Genomic DNA, 21,091 nt, shown 5'->3' with positions numbered 1-21,091 from the left:
CCGAAGGCGGCGGCACCCGGATCCGTGGGGATCCGGGTGCCGCCGCCTTCGTACGGGGATCGGGAAGGAGCGGGAGCGCGTCAGCCGGCGGAGCCCGCCGTCCACTCGGCCCAGCTCATGTTCCAGCCGTTGAGGCCGTTGTCCGGGGTGATCGTCTTGTCCGGGGAGTTCTTGACGACGACCACGTCACCGATGAGCGAGTTGTTGTAGAACCAGGCGGCGGGCTGGCCGGGGTCGCCCGCGCCCTTCACATCGGCGAGGCCCACGCAGCCGTGGCTGGTGTTGGCCGTGCCGAAGATGCCCTTGCCCCAGTAGTTGCCGTGGATGAAGGTGCCCGAGGTCGACAGCCGCATGGCGTGCGGGACGTCCTTGATGTCGTACTCGCCCTTGCCGTCGTCGTCGGTGAAGCCGACGGTCGCACCGTTCATCCGGGTCTCCTTGTACTTCTCGGAGATCACCATCCGACCGTTGTACGTCGGGTTGTCGGGCGAACCGGCGGAGATCGGGATGGTCTTGATCGTCTTGCCGTCCTGGGTGACCGTCATGGTCTTGGTCTGGGCGTCGACGGTCGAGACCTGGTTGCGGCCGATCTTGAAGGTGACGGTCTTCTGCTGGACGCCGAAGACGCCGTCCGCGCCCTCGACACCGTCCAGCGCCAGCTTCAGCGTGACGGTGGAGCCGCCCTGCCAGTAGTCCTCGGGGCGCAGGTCCAGGCGCTGCGAGTTGAACCAGTGGCCGGCGACCTGCTGGCCGCTGCTCGACGTCACGGTGATGCCGTCCTGGACGGCCTTCTTGTCCGTGATCGCCTTGTTGAAGTTGATCGAGACCGGCATGCCGACGCCGACGGTGGAGCCGTCCTCGGGGGTGAAGTTCCCGATGAAGCTGTTGGCGGGCGACACGGTGGTGAAGGAGCTGTTCTCGTGCGCCTCGCGGCCCTTCGAGTCCTTCGCCGTCGCGTTGATCTTGTACGTGGTGGAGCGCTCCAGCTGACCGGCCGGCTCCCAGCTCGTGCCGTCGGCCGACAGGGCGCCCTTGACGGTGTCGCCGGCCGCGGTGGTCATGGTGACCTCGGTCAGCTTGCCCTTGGTGACGGTGACCTTGGCGTCGTTGTTGATGCTGGCGTTGGTGGCGCCGTTCTTCGGCTTGATCGCTATCTGCGCCTCGGAGGCGTCCTCGGCGGCCGCCTTGTCCACCTCCTGCGCCTGCGACGTCTTCGAGCTGTCGGCGCTCGCGTCCTTGTCGCCGTCGCTACAGGCCGAAAGCACCAGCACGCCACCGAGCAGTACGGACGCGGCCGCGAGGCCCCTGCGCCGCTTGCTGTCCGTCATCACACGCTTCTCCATCGTTGCCGATTCCCCAAAATCCCCGAACGGGTCCGCCGGACGGCGATTACCCGTCAATGTTCCAAGAACACCCGGAACGGGTGCTCGGTTCCTCATCCATCACAGATGTGGGGAACACCACTCATCGACGCGGCGGTGGCAGCGGTGGTTCCCGGCCCGTCTGTGCTTGTCCGGCCGTGGACACAGCGCGGCCCCGGTCCGCGGGTGAGCGGGCCGGGGCCGGTGTCCTCACACGTCAGCCCTGCCGTACCGCGCCGCTTCTCTCGTCTTCTTCCTTCCCATTGTGCGCGACCTCGCCGCCAGCGTCGTCGCCGTCCTCCTCCGGCTCGTGCTCGTAGAGGATGTCCTCGCCGAGGTAGTCCTCGTCCTCGTCGTCGTCCCAGCCCTCCGCGTCGGGGTCGTAGTCGACGGTCTCGCTGCTCCAGGACGCCTGGGCGAGTTCGATCCCCGGCACCTCGCTGACCAGGTCGAACGGGTCCACCAGCGAGGCGAGGGCCTCCGCCGGGTCGGTCCGGACGGTGGCCTCGGCACGGAGGCGTTCCTCGGCGGTGTCCCCCTCGGTGATCCCGGCGACGGGCTCCCCGTACTCGGCGGCGATGCTTTCGAGGGCGGTACCGGTCAGGGCGTCGGGGTCGGTGATCTCCAGCACCATCTCCACACGAAGACGAACAAATCTGGATGTCTCTGAAGTGCTCATAAGCCGGAGCGTAAGGCTCCTTCCGTCCGCGACTTTCCTACGACCCGCTGCTTTGCTTAGCATCGGCCCACGGGGCTAACTCATGGTTGTCGCAAGGGGATCGATTCTGTGTCCGTCGCTCGTCGCACACTGCTGACCACCACCGCCGCAGGGACCCTGCTCGGCGCTCTCTGGTTCGTCCCCTCGGCCAACGCGACCGTCGACGGGACGGCGCGGCAGACCGGGGCGAACGGATCCGCACACCTGGCGGCACAGCCCGCGACCGCCGGGGACGACAGCTCCGGCGAGACCCTCGCCGACACCGGCACGGGGGTCGACACCACGCCGTACCTGATCGGCGGTACGGCACTGCTGGGCATCGGCGCGGGCTTCGTCACCTACTCGGTGCGCCGCGGCACGGTACGCCCGGCGCTCTGAGGGCACCCGCACGGAGGAGAGGGCTGCCGCACTGTCCGGTGCGGCAGCCCTCTCCTCCGTGGGTACGGCGACGTGTACGACGGCGTACGACGGTGGCCGTACGCGCGCCGGCTCAGGCCAGCGGCCCGGTGACCGGTTCCACGGCCTGCACCAGCTTCCCCTCGCGTACGAAGGCGTCGGCGGCGGCCAGGTCCGGGGAGAGGTAGCGGTCCGGGCCGGGCCCCTGGACCCCGGCGGCGCGCAGCGCGGCGATGGCGGCCTGCGAGGCGGGGGCCGGGGTGAGACCTCCGGCGGCGCGCAGCTCGACGGCGCGGGTCGCCGCGTACAGCTCGACGGCGACGATCCGGGCGAGGTTGTCGACGGCCGTACGGAGCTTGCGCGCCGCCGACCAGCCCATGGAGACGTGGTCCTCCTGCATCGCGGAGGACGGGATCGAGTCGGCGGACGCGGGGACCGCGAGCCGCTTCATCTCACTGACCAGGGCCGCCTGGGTGTACTGGGCGATCATCAGCCCCGAGTCCACCCCGGGGTCGTCGGCGAGGAACGGCGGCAGCCCGTGCGAACGGTTCTTGTCCAGGAGCCGGTCGGTGCGGCGCTCGGCGATCGAGCCGAGGTCGGCGGCGACGATGGCGAGGAAGTCGAGGACGTACGCGACGGGGGCGCCGTGGAAGTTGCCGTTGGACTCCACCCGGCCGTCGGGGAGCACTACCGGGTTGTCGACGGCGGAGGCCAGTTCACGGCCGGCGACCACGGCCGCGTACGCGAGGGTGTCCCGGCCCGCGCCGTTGACCTGCGGGGCGCAGCGCACGGAGTAGGCGTCCTGGACGCGGGGCGCGTCGTCCTGATGGTGACCGGTGAGGCCCGAACCCGCCAGCACCCGCAGCATGTTGTCGGCGCTGGCGCCCTGGCCCGGGTGCGGGCGGATGGCGTGCAGTTCCGGGGCGAGGACCTTGTCGGTGCCGAGCAGCGCCTCCAGCGAGAGGGCGGCGGTGATGTCGGCCGAGGTGTAGAGGTTCTTCAGGTCGGCGAGGGCCATGACGAGCATGCCGAGCATGCCGTCGGTTCCGTTGAGGAGGGCGAGGCCCTCCTTCTCGCGCAGTTCGACCGGTGCGATGCCGTGGGCGGCCAGCAGTTCACCCGCGGGGCGCACGATGCCGTCGGGGCCTTCCGCGTCGCCCTCGCCCATCAGTGTCAGGGCGCAGTGCGAGAGCGGGGCCAGGTCGCCGGAGCAGCCGAGCGAGCCGTACTCGTGCACGACGGGTGTGATGCCCGCGTTGAGCACGTCGGCCATGGTCTGCGCGACCTCTGGGCGTACGCCGGTGTGGCCGGAGGCGACCGTCTTCAGCCGGAGGAACATCAGGGCGCGGACGACCTCGCGCTCGACGCGGGGGCCCATGCCCGCGGCGTGCGAGCGGACGATGTTGCGCTGGAGCTGGGCGCGCAGTTCGGGGCTGATGTGGCGGCTGGCGAGGGCGCCGAAGCCGGTGGAGACGCCGTAGACCGGCTCGGGCTTCGCGGCGAGCGCGTCCACGATCCGGCGGGCGGCGGCCAGGGCTTCCACGGCGGCTGCGGAGAGCTCGACCCGGGCGCCCCCGCGGGCCACGGCGATGACGTCCTCGGCGGTGGTACCGGACGTCCCCACCACGACTGTATGCATATCCATATTCAGAAGCGTACGGACTGAAAGCCCACATGTCACTAGTGGTTGCCCGGTTGACCCCTTACCGCCCGTCGCGGCCCGGAGCCGGTCAGGGGCGCTGACCGCGCAGCCTGCGCCGGTCGTGGGCGGCCTTCGGCGGCGAGTCGGCCAGCCGGATCACCTCGCCGTCACGCCCGGCCACCACCGGCCCCACCGAGCGTGCCGCCTTGGCCCGGTACTGCGCCGCGTCCGCCAGCCGGAACAGGCGGCGGGCCGAGCGCACCGGACCGATCGGGTCACCGGTCGACGCGACCCCGCAGGCCACCCCGTCGCCGAGTTCGAGCACATCCGCGCGCTCGCACAGCTCCGTGGCGACCCGGACCACGTCGTCCGCGCCGGGCCCCACGACGAGCAGGCAGAACTCATCGCCGCCGAGCCGGGCCGCGAGGGCGTCCGGCAGCATCGCCCCGCACAGGGACAGCACCGAGCCGAAACGTTCCAGCAGACGATCGCCGACGGCATGGCCATGCGTGTCGTTGACCGCCTTGAGGCCGTTCAGATCGCAGACCACCAGGCTGACGACGGCACCCTCCGTGCGGTGGCGCTCCAGCGCCTCGTCGAGCCGGATGTCGACGGCGCGACGGTTGGCGAGCCCGGTCAGCGGGTCGCTGAAGGCGAGCTTGCGGACCTCCTCCAGGCGCTCCGTCTGGGCGATCCCGGCCGCGACGACGGCGGCCAGCACGGTCGCGAAGTTCGCGTCGTCCCGGTCGAACACCGGCTCCCCCGCCTGGCGCGCCACATACAGCTCGCCCCAGGCCCGCCCGTGCAGCACGATCGGCGCGACCACACAGCAGCCGCGCCCGCGCCGCCGCAGGGCCGCGACCCGCTGATGGCAGTACGGGCGGGCGCCGCGGGCCGGGCCGCCCGCGCCCGGCAGGCCGTCGGCGGTCTCCACCCACGCGTCGGGCTCACCGCCGCCCGCCCACCGCTCGTGCAGGAACTCGGTGATCTCCGGGAACTGGTGCACCGGGTACACCTCGCGCTCGGGGAACTCCTCCTCCGCCTCGTCGCGCCGCCCCGCGTTCACCAGCACCCTCAGCCTGCCCCGGTCGCGCTCCCACACGGAGAGCGCGGCGAAGCCGCCGCCCAGCGCCTCGCAGGCCCCCAACGCCGCAGCCCGCCACGATTCGCGCGGGGTGTAGGCAGCCGCCATCGTCTGCGCCAGCGAAACCACGGCCCTCAGGCGCGCATCGTCACCACCCATTTGCACAGCTTATGTAGATTTGTTCCATTTTGATCATCTTGAGGGCTTAACAATCTTCAGCGCGCCTCACCTGACGTCACCATCGATCACGGAACGTCACCTCGTCACTCCCCGGGCCAGTTCGGGCGGCGCTTCTCGTTGAAGGCGGCCACCCCCTCCACCCGGTCCCCGGAGAAGGCCACCGACCGCCAGGCCGAGTCCTCGACCTCCAGACCCGTCCGCAGATCCAGCCCGTGTCCCAGCCGCAGCGCCCGCTTGGCCGCGCGCAGCCCGACCGGGGAGTTGGCCGCGATCCGGCCGCCGAGCGCCAGCGCCTCCTCCCGGTCCCGGCCCGCGTCGACCAGTTCGTCGACCAGCCCCAGCTCGCGGGCCTCGGCCGCCTCCACCCGGCGCGCGGTGAAGACCAGCTCCGCGGCGCGCGCCGCACCGACCCGGCGGGGCAGCAGCTGCGTACCGCCGCCGCCCGGGATCACTCCGACCGACACCTCGGGCAGGCCCACCACGGCGGTGCCGTCGGCCACGATCAGATCGCAGGCCAGGGCGAGTTCGAAGCCACCGCCGAGCGCGAAGCCGTGCACGGCGGCGATCGTCGGCATCGGCAGTTCGAGCACCCCGGTGTACGCGGCCCGCGCGGTGGGCCGCTGCCGCATCAGCTCGGCATCGGTGAAGGAGTTCCGCTCCTTGAGGTCCGCGCCCACACAGAAGGCCCGGTCATGACTGGAGGTGAGGACGGTGACGCGTACATCCCGGTCGGCGCCCAGCGCCTCGCAGGCGGCCCCGAGGGAGCGGGCCATCTCCGTGGACACCGCGTTCATGGCCCTGGGCCGGTCGAGCACCAGCTCGGCGACGTGCTCCTGGCCCTCGTGCCGCCGTACGACGACGAACTCCCCGAACCGCTGCTCCGACGTGACGGTCATGACTGCACCCCTCCGGTTAACGAGCGTTACCGAGGGATCCTAGACAGGACCGGCCGACACCGTAAGGACGCTCGCGGCGCCCGGCAGCGCACAGGGCCGCGCCGGAACACCGCCCGGCGCGGGAACGCGTCAGCTCCCGGTCTTGCCCCGCCGGGCCAGCAGCCAGGGCTCCACGACCCCGAGTCCGCGCACCGGGCGCTGCCACATCGGCTGGAGTCCGAAGCGGTACGTGGGCAGGGGCGGGGCGTCCTCGACCACCCGGCCCTCCTTCTCGGCGAGCCGGGCCCGCTCGGCGTGGGCCGCGACCTCCTCGGCGGCCTGCGCCTCGGACGCGGGCGCGTCACCGGTGCGGGTCAGCTCCTTGGCGAAGGCCCCGTCGACCAGCACGGCGTCCTTCGGGGCTATCGAGGTGAGCCGGCTGGCCAGGTTCACCGTCGTACCGAAGACATCGCCCATCCGGGTGGTGACCGTGCCGAACGCGATGCCGACCCGCAGCGCCGGCATCGTCTCGTCCTGCGCCATGGCCTCGATCAGCCGCAGCGCTATCTCGGCCGCCGTGCCCGCGTCGTCGGCGGCGAACAGCACCTCGTCGCCCAGGGTCTTGATGAGCCGCCCGCCGTGGGCCGCGACCAGGTCGGCGGAGGTGGTCTCGAACGCCTCGACGAGTTCGCCGAGCTCCTCCTCCTCCAGCCGCCGGGTCAGCCGGGTGAAGCCCACCAGGTCGGCGAAGCCGACGGCGAGCCGCCGGTCGACCATCTCGTCGTCGTCGGCCGCCTGCACGACCCGGCCGGTGGCCGCGGCGAGCTGACGCCGCCACACATAGACCAGGAACTCCTCCAGCTCCGGCAGCAGCAGCTCGATCAGCGGATACGTGACCTCGGTACGGGTCATCCCCGGCTCGGGCGGCTCGGTCAGCCCCTCCAGGAACGAATCGATCTGCCACTCCGCCAGCCGGGCGGTGGTCTGCCCGGTCGACCGGGCCACCTGGATCGCCATCGGCTCGCTCAGCAGCCCCGCCTCCACCAGACCGGCGAGCCGGCGCAGCGCCAGCACATCGGCCTCGGTGAGCGCCCTGGCCTGCCCGATGTCGGCGAAGCCCATGGCCCGCCAGAACCGGGACGCCAGGTCCATGGAGACCCCGGCGGTGCGGGCCGCCTGGAAGGGGGTGTAGCGGCGGTCGGCCCCGAGGATCAGCTGTTCGAGCCGGATCGCGAGGGGGTCGTCGGTCGGTTCCACCGTGTGATCGACCTCGTGATGCGGTGTGGCGTGGACCGAGGGTTCCGAAGGGGGCTCCGCGCCCTCGCCGGAGGTCGTGTCGTCGACGGTCACCAGCCGCCTCCTGCCCGTTCCCTGCGCACTGCCCTGCCGATCTGTCGCTGGATCGCCTCAACGATACGGCAGATGTGCCCTAGCTCACGTCCCCGGTTGCCCGGTACGGGTGCGTCGCACGTGACATCTCCCGTATTTGCAGTATTCCGCCGCGGCCCGCACCGCACCGATTTCACCCGTTCTCAGGTCAGACCGCCCTCCGCGCCCCGCAGGTGCACGATGTCGCCCGCGGACACCGGTTCCATGAGTCCCCCGCCGGTGGACAGCACGAGGCGGCCGTCGCCGTCGATCGCGACGGCCTCGCCGACGATCGACCGGTCGCCGGGCAGCTGGGCCCGTACGGTCCGGTCCAGGGTCGCGCAGCCCGCCGCGTACGCCTCCTGGAGTCCGCTCGCCGCGGCGTCCCCGCCCGCCGCGCGCCATGTCCCGTACCACTCCTCCAGCGACCGCAGGACGGCCCGCAGCAGCGTCTCCCGGTCCGTGGAGACCGCGCCGGCCAGCGCCAGCGAGCCCGCGGTCGGGGCGGGCAGTTCCGCCGCGCGGAGCGAGACGTTGATGCCCATGCCGATGACGACACCGGCCCCGGCGCGCTCGGCGAGGATGCCGCCCGCCTTGCGTTCCGCGCCCGCCGGTGTCTCCCCGGGCCGGGGGTGGCCGAGGTCCCCGGGGACGGTGACCAGGAGGTCGTTGGGCCATTTCAGTGCCAGGTCGACACCCGCGGACCTGGCGAGCCCGGTCGCGGCGGCGACCCCGGCCAGCAGCGGCAGCCAGCCCCAGCGCTCCACGGGCACCTCACGCGGCGTCAGAAAGACGGAGAAGAACAGCCCCGAGCGCGACGGCGCCGTCCAGGCCCGGTCCAGACGCCCGCGCCCCGCGGTCTGCTCCTCGGCGACCAGGACCGTGCCCTCGGCCAGGTCATCGGCGCGCCCGGCGAGGTCGGAGTTGGTCGAGCCGGTCGACTCCACCACGTCCAGTGAGCTCCACAGCCCGCCGGGCCGCAGCAGTCCGCGGCGCAGCGCGGCGACGTTCAGGGGCGGCCGGTCCAGGTCCGACCAGCGGTTGTGTGGCGCATCCGGTGATGTCATGCAAGCCAGCCTAGGTGTGGCAAACGACGCACTGCCGAACCGTATCGGCGCCGATACGCTACGAGTCAGTAGCCATGACGCGTCAGTAGCTGTACGGAGTAGTACTGACCCGTCAGCTGTACGGAGTACCGGCCCGTTCCCCGTGACCGGTACCAGTCGTCCCCGTGACCAGGCAGGGAGCCGCCACCCGATGTCCGAGCCGCAGAGCGACATCCACACCACCGCGGGCAAGATCGCGGACCTGCAGCGCCGCATTGACGAAGCGACGCACGCCGGCTCCGCCCGCGCGGTCGAGAAGCAGCACGCCAAGGGCAAGTTGACCGCCCGCGAGCGGGTCGATCTCCTGCTCGACGAGGGTTCCTTCGTGGAGCTCGACGAGTTCGCCCGGCACCGCTCCACCAATTTCGGCATCGAGAAGAACCGGCCGTACGGAGACGGTGTCGTCACCGGCTACGGCACGGTCGACGGCCGCCCCGTCTGCGTGTACTCGCAGGATTTCACGATCTTCGGCGGCTCGCTCGGCGAGGTCTACGGCGAGAAGATCGTCAAGGTCATGGACTTCGCCCTGAAGACCGGCTGTCCGGTCATCGGCATCAACGACGGCGGTGGCGCCCGCATCCAGGAGGGGGTGGCCGCCCTCGGTCTGTTCGCCGAGATCTTCCGCCGCAATGTGCACGCCTCGGGTGTGATCCCGCAGATCTCGCTGATCGTCGGTCCGTGCGCGGGCGGGGCCGTCTACTCCCCCGCGATCACCGACTTCACGGTGATGGTCGACCAGACCTCCCACATGTTCATCACCGGACCCGACGTCATCAAGACGGTCACCGGTGAGGACGTCGGCTTCGAGGAGCTGGGCGGCGCCCGTACGCACAACACCACGTCCGGTGTGGCGCACCACATGGCGGGGGACGAGAAGGACGCGATCGAGTACGTCAAGTCCCTGCTCTCGTACCTCCCTTCGAACAACCTCTCCGAGGCGCCCGCTTTCCCGGAGGAGGCCGACCTGGCCACCACGGACGAGGACCGCGAGCTGGACACCCTCATCCCGGATTCGGCGAACCAGCCGTACGACATGCACACCGCCATCGAGCATGTGCTGGACGACGGCGAGTTCCTGGAGACCCAGGCCCTGTTCGCGCCGAACATCATCACCGGCTTCGGCCGCGTCGAGGGCTACCCGGTCGGCATCGTCGCCAACCAGCCGATGCAGTTCGCCGGTTGCCTGGACATCAACGCGAGCGAGAAGGCGGCCCGCTTCGTCCGTACCTGCGACGCGTTCAACGTGCCGGTGCTGACCTTCGTCGACGTGCCGGGCTTCCTGCCGGGCGTGGACCAGGAGTACGGCGGCATCATCCGCCGCGGTGCCAAGCTGATCTACGCGTACGCGGAGGCCACCGTCCCGCTGATCACGGTGATCACCCGCAAGGCGTTCGGCGGGGCCTACGACGTCATGGGCTCCAAGCACCTGGGCGCCGACATCAATGTCGCCTGGCCGACCGCGCAGATCGCGGTGATGGGCGCCCAGGGCGCGGTGAACATCCTGCACCGCCGCACCATCGCCGCGGTCACGGACCCCGACGAGGCGGAGGCCACCCGCGCCGGACTCATCGCCGACTACGAGGACGCCCTGCTGAACCCGTACGTGGCGGCCGAGCGCGGATACGTCGACGCGGTGATCATGCCGTCCGACACCCGGGCCCACATCGTCAAGGGACTGCGGCAGCTGCGGACGAAGCGGGAGTCGCTGCCCCCGAAGAAGCACGGCAACATCCCCCTCTAGAAAGGGCCCTGGTCATGATCAAGGTCGTACGGGGCAACCCGACCCCGGAGGAGCTGGCCGCCGCCCTCGCGGTGGTCCAGGCACGCGCGGCGGCGACGGCGGCCGTCTCCTCGGGCGCGCCGGTACCGCCCGAGCAGTGGTCCGACCCGGGCCGCATCGCCCGCCGCGGGCGCCCGCAGCCGGGTCCGCGGTCCTGGGCGCGGACGTACTGGCCCGCCTGAGCCGCACCGCGTACGCACGGACGCCACCCCAGGTACGGGCGGAATTAATTAGTCCGTCCGTACGGGGGTGGCTGAGTATCCGTACTCAGGCGTAGGGGCGGGCTCCGCAGCAGGATCGGAGCATGCTGTGGTCCGACCCCGAGAACAAGCCGCCGAAGGAACTGCGTGACGCCCAGGACATGATGCGTCGCGCGGGCCTGGTGCTCGCGCTCGCCATGGTGGTCGCGATGTTCGCCCTGGGCATCCGCTGAGCTTCCCCGGCGGGCCTCTCCCCGGCCCTCCCCGGCGGGGCACGGGGCCGCCGCCGGTCCTTCTACGATGGCCGGTATGACTGATCAGCGCCGCCTCGTGCTCGCCTCCGCCTCGCCCGCCCGCCTCGGCCTCCTGCGCCAGGCCGGATTCGCGCCCGAGGTGATCGTCAGCGGCGTGGACGAGGACGCCCTGACCGCCCCGACCCCGGCCGAACTGGCGCTCGTGCTGGCCGAGGCCAAGGCCGCGGCCGTCGCCGCCCGCCCCGAGGCCGCAGGCGCCCTGGTCATCGGCTGCGACTCGGTGCTCGAACTGGACGGCCTGGCGCTCGGCAAGCCCGCCGACGCCGAGGAGGCCACCGCGCGCTGGAAGTCCATGCGCGGCCGGGCGGGCGTCCTGCGGACCGGGCACAGCGTGATCGACACCGCGTCCGGCCGTACGGCTTCCGCGACCGCGTCCACCGTCGTCCGGTTCGGCGAGCCGACCGACGCCGAGGTCGCCGCCTACGTCGCCTCGGGCGAGCCGCTCCATGTCGCGGGGGCGTTCACCCTGGACGGCCGCTCGGCCCCGTTCGTGGACTCCATCGAGGGCGACCACGGCAACGTCATCGGGCTCTCCCTGCCGCTGCTGCGCCGGCTCCTCGGAGAACTCGGCATCTCCGTGACGGAGTTGTGGGTCTGATCCGGGACGGCGCTCAGACGGGCGCGGGGGCGGACGCGTCGCCGCCGCTCCCGTTCCCGCCGCCGCCCGCGCCCCGGCCCTCGGGGCCGTACGCCAGCAGCGTCAGCACGAGCAGGGCCAGCACGGCCATCATGACCGCGAACGCGGTCCAGCCGACCAGGCCCACCGTCACGGCGCCCAGCACCCCGTGCACGACCGCGCACCCGATGAGGGCGATACGGCCCACCCGGCCCGGCGAGCGGTCCCGTATCCCGGCCACCAGCGCGACCAGACCGCACAGCGCCAGCAGGAACCCGGAGACACCGCCCATCACCCAGGTGCCGGTGGACATGGCATCCGGGTCCAGACCGGCCAGCGACATGTTCTGGTTCTCCGTGAGCGTCGCGAGTACGGCGTTGATGAGCACGATGCCCACGGCTTCCCCGAACAGCACGAGCGCGGTCACGACCGCCACCGGCCTGCGCACCACGGCGCCACCCCCTGTTACCTGTAGTACGTGTGATATCGCGGACCCTACTAACGGGTAATCCTTCGGACAAGGGGTCGCACACCCTCGCCCGACGGGCAAAGAATCCACCGGCCGTTCGTAGGGAGTCCACAAAGAAATGCCCTGCGGCGTTGACCCTGATTACAGAGACCTGCACCACACCTCGTGGCTACTGTGCGCTTGGGGAACGCGGCGTACCGTGGTGCGACAAGGGATTTCACGACTCAAGCAAGCCTCGAATCACACTCCGTGTGGGCAAGCTCACTATTGGGGACGGGTCGTACGGCCGTGTCGGTAGTCCCTAAACTCAGCTTGTTCCAAGGAGGGAGTCATCGTGCGCAAGGTGCTCATCGCCAACCGTGGCGAAATCGCTGTCCGCGTTGCTCGGGCGTGCCGGGATGCGGGGATCGCGAGCGTCGCGGTCTACGCGGATCCGGACCGGGATGCTTTGCACGTCCGGGCGGCCGATGAGGCGTTCGCTCTGGGCGGTGACACCCCGGGTGCGAGCTATCTGGATGTGGCCAAGGTGCTCCGGGCTGCCGCGGACTCGGGCGCGGACGCGATTCATCCGGGGTACGGGTTCCTGTCGGAGAACGCGGAGTTCGCCCAGGCGGTGCTGGACGCGGGGCTGACCTGGATCGGTCCGCCGCCGCAGGCGATCCGCGACCTGGGGGACAAGGTCGCGGCCCGGCACATCGCGCAGCGTGCGGGTGCTCCGCTGGTCGCGGGGACCCCCGACCCGGTGTCCGGGTCGGACGAGATCGTGGAGTTCGCCCGGGAGAACGGGCTGCCGGTCGCGATCAAGGCGGCGTTCGGCGGCGGCGGCCGCGGGCTGAAGGTGGCCCGCACCCTGGAGGAGATCCCGGAGCTGTACGACTCCGCCGTCCGCGAGGCCGTCGCCGCGTTCGGCCGGGGCGAGTGCTTCGTCGAGCGCTACCTCGACAAGCCGCGGCACGTGGAGACACAGTGCCTGGCCGACACCCACGGCAATGTCGTGGTCGTCTCGACGCGTGACTGCTCGTTGCAGCGCCGGCACCAGAAGCTGGTCGAGGAGGCCCCGGCCCCGTTCCTGTCCGACGCGCAGAACGCCGAGCTGTACGCGGCGTCGAAGGCGATCCTCAAGGAAGCCGGCTACGTCGGTGCCGGAACGGTCGAGTTCCTCGTGGGGCTGGACGGCACGATCTCGTTCCTGGAGGTCAACACCCGTCTTCAGGTCGAGCACCCGGTGACCGAGGAGGTCACGGGCCTCGACCTGGTCCGCGAGATGTTCCGGATCGCCGACGGCGAGGAGCTCGGCTACGGGGACCCCGCGGTGCGCGGGCACTCCTTCGAGTTCCGGATCAATGGCGAGGACCCGGGCCGCGGGTTCCTCCCCGCCCCCGGAACCGTCACCACCTTCGCGCCCCCGTCGGGTCCGGGAGTCCGTCTGGACGCCGGGGTCGAGTCGGGCAGTGTGATCGGACCGGCGTGGGACTCGCTGCTGGCCAAGCTCATCGTGACCGGGGCGACCCGTGAGCAGGCGCTCCAGCGGGCCGCCCGCGCGCTGGGCGAGTTCACGATCGAGGGAATGGCGACCGCGATCCCGTTCCACCGCGCGGTCGTGGTCGATCCGGCGTTCACCGCGGACCCGTTCCGCGTGCACACCCGCTGGATCGAGACGGAGTTCGTCAACGAGATCAAGCCGTTCGCCGCTCCCGCGGACGCGGACGCGGACGACGAGTCCGGCCGTGAGACGGTCGTCGTCGAGGTCGGCGGGAAGCGGCTGGAGGTCTCGCTGCCGTCGTCGCTGGGCATGAGCCTGGCCCGGACCGGGCTGGCCGCGGGTGCGAAGCCGAAGCGCCGGGCGGCCAAGAAGGCCGGTTCCGCGGCGTCGGGCGACAACCTCGCCTCCCCGATGCAGGGCACGATCGTCAAGGTCGCGGTCGAGGAGGGCCAGGAGGTCAAGGAGGGCGACCTCGTCGTCGTCCTGGAGGCCATGAAGATGGAGCAGCCTCTCAACGCCCACCGCTCCGGGACCGTCAAGGGCCTCACCGCCGAGGTCGGCGGCTCGGTCTCCTCCGGCGCCCTGATCTGCGAGATCAAGGACTGACGGCACCGCCGCTCTTCTGAGGGTCCGGTCCGGGTCGAACGACTCGGACCGGGCCCTTCGCCGTGCGGTGGCATCCTGGACCCAGGGATTCCGGGAGGACGGCGTGATGGCAGGGGCGATCTCGATGTCGATAAGCACGGCGCGGGTGCCGGACCGGCCGATGCGCGCGGACGCGCGGCGGAACCATGACCGGCTGGTGGGCGAAGCCCGTACGTCGTTCGCGGAGCACGGCACCGATGCCTCGCTGGAGGACATCGCGCGGCGGGCGGGAGTGGGCATCGGCACGTTGTACCGGCACTTCCCCAACCGGCACGCCCTGATGAACGCGGTGTTCCAGGAGGCCCTGAGCGCGCTCCTGGAGCGCTCCCGGGAGCTGGCAGGGGCGGAGCAGCCGTGCCGGGCGCTGGTGGAGTGGCTGGGCGCGATTGTCACTCATGCGGGTGAGTACCGCGGGCTCGCCCAGGCCCTCATGTCGGCCTCGCGGGACGAGACTTCGGCGCTGGCCCAGTGCCATACGCCGCTTCGGGAGGCGGGGGCCAGGCTGCTGTCGCGGGCGCAGGAGAGCGGGGCGGTGCGGGCGGACGTCTCGATCGACGATCTGTTGCAGCTGACGAACGCGATCGCGCTGGCGGCGGAGCAGACGCCGGACGACCCGGCGCTGGCGGACCGGCTGCTGCTCCTGACGCTTCAGGGCCTGAAGGGCCGGGCCGACCCCTCGGGCGGCTGAGGAGGACGGGGCCGGAGGGAATCAGCGGGACCGGGGCTGCCACCCCGAGGGCCCGGGACAGCGGCCGGAGTTGCGGGGAGTCAGCGGCGGCGCAGGTCCGCCACCCGGGCCCGTTCGCCCTGGTCCGCCATGGCCGCCGCACTGCGCAGGGGCGAGCCCATCCCGCCGTTCTGTGTGCGGCGTTGCCCCGGCAGCGGCATGTCGCGCCGGGGCTGGCGTCCCGACGGCGCACCGTCGCCGCCGGGGGTGCCCGCTTCCGGACCCGCCACCGTGATCTCCACGCCCTGATCCGCCAGGGCCTGCAGTTCGGTGGCGGCGCGCTCGTCGTGGAGCGGTGGTTCGTCCGTGACCAGCCGGGTGATGAGGTCCGTCGGCACCGTCTGGAACATGGTGTCCGAGCCCAGCTTGGTGTGGTCCGCCAGGACGACCACCTCCGCGGCGGCCTGCACCAGTGCGCGGTCGACGCTGGCCGAGAGCATGTTGGAGGTGGACAGGCCCCGTTCGGCCGTGAGTCCGCTCCCGGACAGGAACGCCCGGGAGACCCGCAGCCCCTGGAGGGACTGCTCGGCCCCACTGCCCACGAGGGCGTAGTTGCTCCCGCGCAGGGTGCCTCCGGTCATCACGACTTCCACCCGGTTGGCATGGGCCAACGCCTGGGCGACCAGCAGCGAGTTGGTGACCACGGTCAGACCGGGAACCCGCGCGAGCCGGCGGGCCAGCTCCTGCGTGGTCGTACCGGCGCCGACCACGATGGCCTCGCCCTCGCCGACAAGACCGGCCGCCACATCGGCGATGGCCGTCTTCTCCGCGGTGGAGAGATGGGATTTCTGCGGGAAGCCGGACTCGCGCGTGAAACCGCCCGGCAAGACCGCACCGCCGTGCCGGCGGTCGAGGAGTCCTTCTGCCTCCAGCGCCCGCACGTCCCGCCGTACGGTCACTTCGGAGGTCTGGACGACGCGGGCGAGCTCACGGAGCGATACCGCCCCGTTGGCGCGCACCATTTCGAGGATCAACTGACGACGTTCTGCAGCGAACACGAAACTGACAGTAACGTGGCTGCCCGTGAGTTTTCAGCAGTTTGCGCCGAATAGCAGAAGTTGTACACAGACGAGGCCGCCAAGTGATATAGGCGGCCTCGTTGTTGTCGCGAAGTGATCGCGGGGTACCCCCGGTATGCCTGAGTTGACAGGGGATGCCGGGGATCGCCGGGTTCTACGCCTCGCCCGTGAGCTTACGGGTGTGCAACTGCCGGGCCACTTCCGCGATCGATCCGGACAGGGACGGGTACACGGTGAAGGCGTTTGCGATCTGTTCCACCGTCAAGTTGTTGTCGACCGCGAGCGAGATCGGATGGATCAGCTCGCTGGCGCGCGGCGCGACGACGCAGCCGCCGACCACGATGCCGGTGCCGGGGCGGCAGAAGATCTTGACGAAGCCGTCCCGGATGCCCTGCATCTTGGCGCGCGGATTGCGCAGCAGCGGCAGCTTCACCACACGGGCGTCGATCTTGCCCGCGTCGACGTCGGCCTGGCTGTAGCCGACGGTGGCGATCTCGGGGTCGGTGAAGACGTTCGAGGAGACCGTCTTCAGGTTCAGCGGGGCCACCGCGTCGCCGAGGAAGTGGTACATCGCGATCCGGCCCTGCATCGCGGCCACCGAGGCCAGCGCGAAGATCCCGGTGACGTCACCGGCCGCGTAGACGCCGGGGGCGCTGGTGCGGGAGACCCGGTCGGTCATGATGTGGCCGGACTCCTTGAGCCGGACCCCGGACTCCTCCAGGCCCATGCCCGCCGTGTTCGGGATCGCGCCGACCGCCATCAGACAGTGCGAACCGGAGATGACACGGCCGTCGGCGAGCGTGACCTCGACCCGGTCGCCCACCCGCTTGGCGGACTGGGCGCGGGAGCGGGCCATGACGTTCATGCCCCGGCGCCGGAAGACGTCCTCCAGGACGGCGGCGGCGTCCGGGTCCTCACCGGGCAGCACCCGGTCGCGGGAGGAGACGAGGGTGACGCGCGAGCCGAGCGCCTGGTAGGCACCCGCGAACTCGGCGCCCGTGACACCGGAGCCGACCACGATGAGCTCCTCGGGCAGCTCGTCGAGGTCGTAGACCTGGGTCCAGTTCAGGATGCGCTCGCCGTCGGGGAGCGCGTCCGGGATCTCCCGGGGGTGGCCGCCGGTCGCGACGAGTACGGCGTCGGCGGTGAGCCGCTCCTCCGTACCGTCGGCGGCGGTCACCACGACCTGGCGGGAGCCGTCGGCGGCCTGGAGCCCTTCGAGCCGGCCCCGTCCGCGCATGACCCGGGCACCCGCGCGGGTGACGGAGGCGGTGATGTCGTGGGACTGGGCGAGCGCGAGGCGCTTGACCCGTCGGTTGACCTTGCCGAGGTCGACCCCGACCACGCGCGCCGCCTGTTCGAGGTGCGGCGTGTCGTCGGCGACGATGATGCCCAGCTCCTCGTACGAGGAGTCGAAGGTGGTCATCACCTCTGCCGTCGCGATCAGGGTCTTCGAGGGCACACAGTCGGTGAGTACCGAGGCTCCGCCGAGGCCGTCGCAGTCCACGACGGTCACCTCCGCGCCGAGCTGGGCGCCCACCAGTGCCGCCTCGTAGCCGCCGGGGCCGCCGCCGATGATCACGATCCGGGTCACGAAAAGTCCGCCTCGCGTGGTGTCATCCCACGGCCGTCTGCCGCCCCGGCCGGGGGTCCGGGGGATCGCCCCGGGGGAATGCAGTACGTACTCCATTGTCCCGCACGCGCCAAAGTGCTTCGCCCCGGGGCCCTCCATACGGGAGAGAGGGCTTCCGCCGCACGGCGGGAACTCCCCGACCGGGGGCTTCCTCACCGGAATCGGCACTCCCGCGGCCACCTCCCGTACCCTCGACCACATGTCGCTCTACGCCGCGTACGCCGGCAACCTCGACGCGCGGCTGATGACGCGCCGCGCCCCGCATTCGCCGCTGCGCGGTACCGGCTGGCTCAACGGCTGGCGGCTGACGTTCGGCGGGGAGCAGATGGGCTGGGAGGGCGCGCTGGCCACCGTGGTGGAGGCGCCGCGTTCCCAGGTCTTCGTGGCGCTGTACGACCTCGCGCCGATGGATGAGGACTCCATGGACCGCTGGGAGGGTGTCGGGCTCGACATCTACCGGCGGATGCGCGTGCGGGTGCACACCCTGGACGGCGAGGAGCCGGCCTGGATGTATGTGCTGAACGGGTACGAGGGCGGGCTGCCCTCGGCGCGCTATCTGGGCGAACTGGCCGATGCCGCGGAGTCGGCGGGCGCCCCGCACGACTATGTGATGGAGCTGCGCAAGCGGCCCTGCTGAGCCCCGGCCGGCCCGCCTTCCGCACCCCGTCGGACCCCGCCGAACCCTTCCGGCAGCCCATTTTCGTACGAAAGTACGAACATGACCGGGCAGACTCTGCGCATGGGCATCTACGCGCGTAGGGAATCAGCGGTTACGCTCATCCGCGTGAACGCATCAGTTATTCCGGACAACATCCAGGGCGACCCGCACGCCGCCGCTGCCGGGGCCGCCGCCCGCCTGCGCGAGCTGACCGGCGGCGACACCCACGACGTCGCCCTGGTCATGGGCTCCGGGTGGGCTCCCGCGGGCGACGCGCTCGGCGCTCCGGAGGCCGAGTTCCCGGTGACCGAGCTGCCCGGGTTCCCCGCTCCCGCCGTCCAGGGCCACGGCGGCACGATCCGCTCGTACCGGATCGGTGACAAGCGCGCACTCGTCTTCCTCGGACGTACGCACTACTACGAGGGCCGCGGTGTCGCCGCCGTCGCGCACGGGGTCCGCACGGCGGTCGCCGCGGGCTGCAAGACCGTGATCCTGACCAACGGCTGCGGCGGGCTGCGCGAAGGCATGCGCCCCGGCCAGCCGGTGCTGATCAGCGACCACATCAACCTCACGGCGGCGTCCCCGATCATCGGCGCCAACTTCGTCGACCTGACCGACCTGTACTCGCCGCGGCTGCGCGCGCTGTGCAAGGAGATCGACGACACCCTCGAAGAGGGCGTGTACGTGCAGTTCCCCGGCCCGCACTACGAGACCCCGGCCGAGATCAACATGGTCCGGGTCATGGGCGGCGACCTGGTCGGCATGTCCACCGTCCTCGAAGCCATCGCGGCGCGCGAGGCGGGTGCGGAGGTGCTGGGCATCTCGCTCGTCACGAACCTCGCCGCCGGGCTGTCGGGCGAGCCGCTCAACCACGAAGAGGTCCTCCAGGCGGGGCGCGACTCCGCGACCCGCATGGGAGCGCTGCTGGCACGGGTGCTGGACCGGATCTGAGCGGGCGCCGGACCGGACCCGAGCGGGCAACGGTCCGGACCCGGCGGGTGGGGCGCGGGCGCCCGCGGAGGGCCTGTTCCCCCGTCCGCCCCTTTCCGGGACCGTGGGTCGCGGACCCGGCCGCCCGCGCCCGCGAGGCCGTCGTCGGCCCGCTCCCCCGCACCCCCGTACGTCCCCGTACCCCCTTCCCCCAGAGAGGCGGACCCCGTGCAGCACGACCTCATCGCGCAGGCCAGGACCTGGCTGGCCGAGGACCCGGACCCCGAGACCCGTGACGAGCTCGGACGGCTCATCGACGCCGGGGATCTCGACGAGCTCGCCGTACGCTTCGCCGGCACGCTCCAGTTCGGCACCGCCGGACTGCGCGGCGAGATCGGGGCCGGGCCGATGCGGATGAACCGGTCCGTCGTGATCCGCGCCGCGGCGGGCCTCGCCGCCCACCTCAAGGCGCAGGGGCAGGAGGGCGGGCTCGTCGTCATCGGGTACGACGCCCGCTACAGGTCGGCCGACTTCGCCCGGGACACCGCGGCCGTGATGACCGGCGCCGGGCTGCGGGCCGCCGTGCTCCCCCGGCCCCTGCCGACCCCGGTCCTGGCGTACGCCATAAGGCATCTGGGCGCCGTCGCCGGGGTCGAGGTCACCGCCAGCCACAACCCGCCGCGCGACAACGGCTACAAGGTCTATCTCGGCGACGGCTCGCAGATCGTGCCCCCGGCCGACGGCGAGATCGCCGCCGCGATCGACGCGGTCGGCCCGCTGGACGGCGTGCCCCGCCCGGAGTCCGGCTGGGACGTGCTCGGCGAGGAGGTGCTGGACGCCTATCTCGCGCGGACGGACAGCGTGCTCGGCGCCGGGAGCCCCCGTACCGCCCGGGTCGTGTACACGGCGATGCACGGCGTCGGCACCTCGGTACTGACGGCCGCGTTCGCCCGCGCCGGATTCCCCGAGCCGGTGCTCGTGGCCGAGCAGGCGGAGCCGGACCCCGCGTTCCCCACCGTCGCCTTCCCCAACCCGGAAGAGCCCGGCGCGATGGATCTCGCCTTCGCGACCGCACGCCGGGCCGGCCCCGATCTGATCATCGCGAACGACCCCGACGCCGACCGCTGCGCCGTCGCCGTGCCGGACCCGACGGCCGAGGGCGGCTGGCGGATGCTGCGCGGCGACGAGGTCGGCGCGCTGCTCGCCGCCCATCTGGTGGACCGCGGCGCGACGGGTGTCTTCGCCGAGTCGATCGTGTCGTCCTCGCTGCTCGGCCGGATCGCCGAGAAGGCGGGGCTCGGCTACGAGGAGACGCTGACCGGCTTCAAGTGGATCGCCCGCGTCGACGGACTGCGGTACGGGTACGAGGAGGCGCTCGGCTACTGCGTCGACCCCGAGGGCGTGCGCGACAAGGACGGCATCACGGCCGCCCTGCTCGTCGCCGAACTGGCCTCCGTACTCAAGGAACAGGGGCGTACGCTCCTGGATCTCCTCGACGACCTCGCCCTCGCCCACGGGCTGCACGCCACCGACCAGCTGTCCGTCCGGGTGGAGGACCTGTCGGTCATCGCGGACGCCATGCGGCGCCTGCGCGAGCGTCCGCCGGCCGCGCTGGCCGGACTCGCCGTCACCTCGGCCGAGGACCTCTCCCGGGGCACCGGGCAGCTGCCGCCCACCGACGGGCTGCGCTACCACCTGACGGGCGCCCGGGTGATCGTCCGCCCGAGCGGCACCGAGCCGAAGCTCAAGTGCTACCTGGAGGTCGTGGTGCCGGTCGGCTCGGCGCGGGAGCTGCCCGCCGCGCGGGCCAGGGGCGCCGAACTGCTCGCCGGGATCAAGCGGGACCTGGCGGCGGCCGCCGGGATCTGATCCGGCACCCGCGCGTCC

The 21,091-nt window shown here is 71.7% G+C and carries 20 protein-coding genes; 10 read left to right on the top strand and 10 right to left on the bottom strand.

The window, feature by feature from the left end:
• Positions 1 to 80: 80 nt before the first annotated feature.
• Complete coding sequence (locus tag OG251_RS25535; RefSeq protein ID WP_326679313.1) at positions 81 to 1,343, bottom strand: L,D-transpeptidase; 1,263 nt, start codon at positions 1,341 to 1,343, stop codon at positions 81 to 83.
• A gap of 235 nt (positions 1,344 to 1,578) precedes the next feature.
• Complete coding sequence (locus OG251_RS25530; protein ID WP_326679312.1) at positions 1,579 to 2,040, bottom strand: hypothetical protein; 462 nt, start codon at positions 2,038 to 2,040, stop codon at positions 1,579 to 1,581.
• A gap of 108 nt (positions 2,041 to 2,148) precedes the next feature.
• On the opposite strand from OG251_RS25530, the gene OG251_RS25525 reads away from it, so the two are divergent.
• On the top strand, positions 2,149 to 2,457 hold the full coding sequence (locus tag OG251_RS25525) for a hypothetical protein (protein WP_326679311.1): 309 nt from the start codon (positions 2,149 to 2,151) through the stop codon (positions 2,455 to 2,457).
• Positions 2,458 to 2,569: 112 nt separating this feature from the next.
• Here the strand turns inward: OG251_RS25525 and hutH are convergent, their stop codons facing one another.
• The 5 genes from hutH to OG251_RS25500 all read right to left on the bottom strand — a co-directional run bounded on the left by hutH (position 2,570) and on the right by OG251_RS25500 (position 8,691).
• On the bottom strand, positions 2,570 to 4,120 hold the full coding sequence (gene hutH / locus OG251_RS25520) for a histidine ammonia-lyase (protein ID WP_326679310.1): 1,551 nt from the start codon (positions 4,118 to 4,120) through the stop codon (positions 2,570 to 2,572).
• 85 nt (positions 4,121 to 4,205) lie between these two features.
• Positions 4,206 to 5,360: a GGDEF domain-containing protein gene (locus OG251_RS25515; protein WP_326679309.1), complete on the bottom strand. Its 1,155-nt coding sequence runs from the start codon at positions 5,358 to 5,360 to the stop codon at positions 4,206 to 4,208.
• 104 nt (positions 5,361 to 5,464) lie between these two features.
• Positions 5,465 to 6,277 (bottom strand): enoyl-CoA hydratase/isomerase family protein, encoded by an 813-nt coding sequence (locus OG251_RS25510; protein WP_326679308.1) that lies wholly within the window; start codon positions 6,275 to 6,277, stop codon positions 5,465 to 5,467.
• Between the two features lie 129 nt (positions 6,278 to 6,406).
• Positions 6,407 to 7,606: an adenylate/guanylate cyclase domain-containing protein gene (locus OG251_RS25505; RefSeq protein ID WP_326679307.1), complete on the bottom strand. Its 1,200-nt coding sequence runs from the start codon at positions 7,604 to 7,606 to the stop codon at positions 6,407 to 6,409.
• Positions 7,607 to 7,788: 182 nt separating this feature from the next.
• Positions 7,789 to 8,691, bottom strand: a complete 903-nt coding sequence (locus OG251_RS25500; RefSeq protein ID WP_326679306.1) for a biotin--[acetyl-CoA-carboxylase] ligase — start codon at positions 8,689 to 8,691, stop codon at positions 7,789 to 7,791.
• 190 nt (positions 8,692 to 8,881) lie between these two features.
• Here OG251_RS25500 and OG251_RS25495 point away from each other — a divergent pair, with 190 nt between their 5' ends.
• From OG251_RS25495 to OG251_RS25480, 4 genes are all read left to right on the top strand, one after another.
• On the top strand, positions 8,882 to 10,471 hold the full coding sequence (locus OG251_RS25495; RefSeq protein ID WP_073718180.1) for an acyl-CoA carboxylase subunit beta: 1,590 nt from the start codon (positions 8,882 to 8,884) through the stop codon (positions 10,469 to 10,471).
• Between the two features lie 14 nt (positions 10,472 to 10,485).
• The gene (locus OG251_RS25490) at positions 10,486 to 10,692 is read left to right on the top strand and encodes an acyl-CoA carboxylase subunit epsilon (RefSeq protein WP_073718181.1); all 207 of its coding nucleotides are present in this window, start codon (positions 10,486 to 10,488) and stop codon (positions 10,690 to 10,692) included.
• Positions 10,693 to 10,814: 122 nt separating this feature from the next.
• Complete coding sequence (gene mmpB, locus OG251_RS25485; RefSeq protein WP_274535783.1) at positions 10,815 to 10,943, top strand: morphogenic membrane protein MmpB; 129 nt, start codon at positions 10,815 to 10,817, stop codon at positions 10,941 to 10,943.
• A gap of 67 nt (positions 10,944 to 11,010) precedes the next feature.
• Complete coding sequence (locus OG251_RS25480; protein WP_326679305.1) at positions 11,011 to 11,622, top strand: nucleoside triphosphate pyrophosphatase; 612 nt, start codon at positions 11,011 to 11,013, stop codon at positions 11,620 to 11,622.
• A 13-nt stretch (positions 11,623 to 11,635) separates the two neighbouring features.
• On the opposite strand, the gene OG251_RS25475 is transcribed toward OG251_RS25480, so the two are convergent.
• Positions 11,636 to 12,088 (bottom strand): hypothetical protein, encoded by a 453-nt coding sequence (locus OG251_RS25475; protein ID WP_326681417.1) that lies wholly within the window; start codon positions 12,086 to 12,088, stop codon positions 11,636 to 11,638.
• A gap of 355 nt (positions 12,089 to 12,443) precedes the next feature.
• On the opposite strand from OG251_RS25475, the gene OG251_RS25470 reads away from it, so the two are divergent.
• Positions 12,444 to 14,198 (top strand): acetyl/propionyl/methylcrotonyl-CoA carboxylase subunit alpha, encoded by a 1,755-nt coding sequence (locus tag OG251_RS25470; RefSeq protein ID WP_326679304.1) that lies wholly within the window; start codon positions 12,444 to 12,446, stop codon positions 14,196 to 14,198.
• A gap of 124 nt (positions 14,199 to 14,322) precedes the next feature.
• The gene (locus tag OG251_RS25465) at positions 14,323 to 14,925 is read left to right on the top strand and encodes a TetR/AcrR family transcriptional regulator (RefSeq protein ID WP_442818375.1); all 603 of its coding nucleotides are present in this window, start codon (positions 14,323 to 14,325) and stop codon (positions 14,923 to 14,925) included.
• A gap of 80 nt (positions 14,926 to 15,005) precedes the next feature.
• On the opposite strand, the gene OG251_RS25460 is transcribed toward OG251_RS25465, so the two are convergent.
• Both OG251_RS25460 and OG251_RS25455 read right to left on the bottom strand, forming a co-directional pair.
• Positions 15,006 to 15,962: a DeoR/GlpR family DNA-binding transcription regulator gene (locus tag OG251_RS25460; RefSeq protein WP_326679302.1), complete on the bottom strand. Its 957-nt coding sequence runs from the start codon at positions 15,960 to 15,962 to the stop codon at positions 15,006 to 15,008.
• 175 nt (positions 15,963 to 16,137) lie between these two features.
• Positions 16,138 to 17,577, bottom strand: a complete 1,440-nt coding sequence (locus OG251_RS25455) for an NAD(P)H-quinone dehydrogenase (RefSeq protein WP_326679301.1) — start codon at positions 17,575 to 17,577, stop codon at positions 16,138 to 16,140.
• A 238-nt stretch (positions 17,578 to 17,815) separates the two neighbouring features.
• Between OG251_RS25455 and OG251_RS25450 the strand changes: the two genes are divergently transcribed.
• The 3 genes from OG251_RS25450 (at position 17,816) to OG251_RS25440 (ending at position 21,073) form a co-directional block, all read left to right on the top strand.
• Complete coding sequence (locus tag OG251_RS25450) at positions 17,816 to 18,253, top strand: gamma-glutamylcyclotransferase (RefSeq protein WP_073718187.1); 438 nt, start codon at positions 17,816 to 17,818, stop codon at positions 18,251 to 18,253.
• Positions 18,254 to 18,400: 147 nt separating this feature from the next.
• On the top strand, positions 18,401 to 19,225 hold the full coding sequence (locus OG251_RS25445; RefSeq protein WP_326679300.1) for a purine-nucleoside phosphorylase: 825 nt from the start codon (positions 18,401 to 18,403) through the stop codon (positions 19,223 to 19,225).
• 207 nt (positions 19,226 to 19,432) lie between these two features.
• Positions 19,433 to 21,073, top strand: a complete 1,641-nt coding sequence (locus tag OG251_RS25440; protein ID WP_326679299.1) for a phospho-sugar mutase — start codon at positions 19,433 to 19,435, stop codon at positions 21,071 to 21,073.
• Positions 21,074 to 21,091 lie beyond the last annotated feature (18 nt).

Source organism: Streptomyces sp. NBC_01237 (assembly GCF_035917275.1).
Lineage (GTDB): Bacteria > Actinomycetota > Actinomycetes > Streptomycetales > Streptomycetaceae > Streptomyces.
Note: the sequence above shows the minus strand (reverse complement) of the source record. Positions and strands in the feature narration are given on the sequence as shown.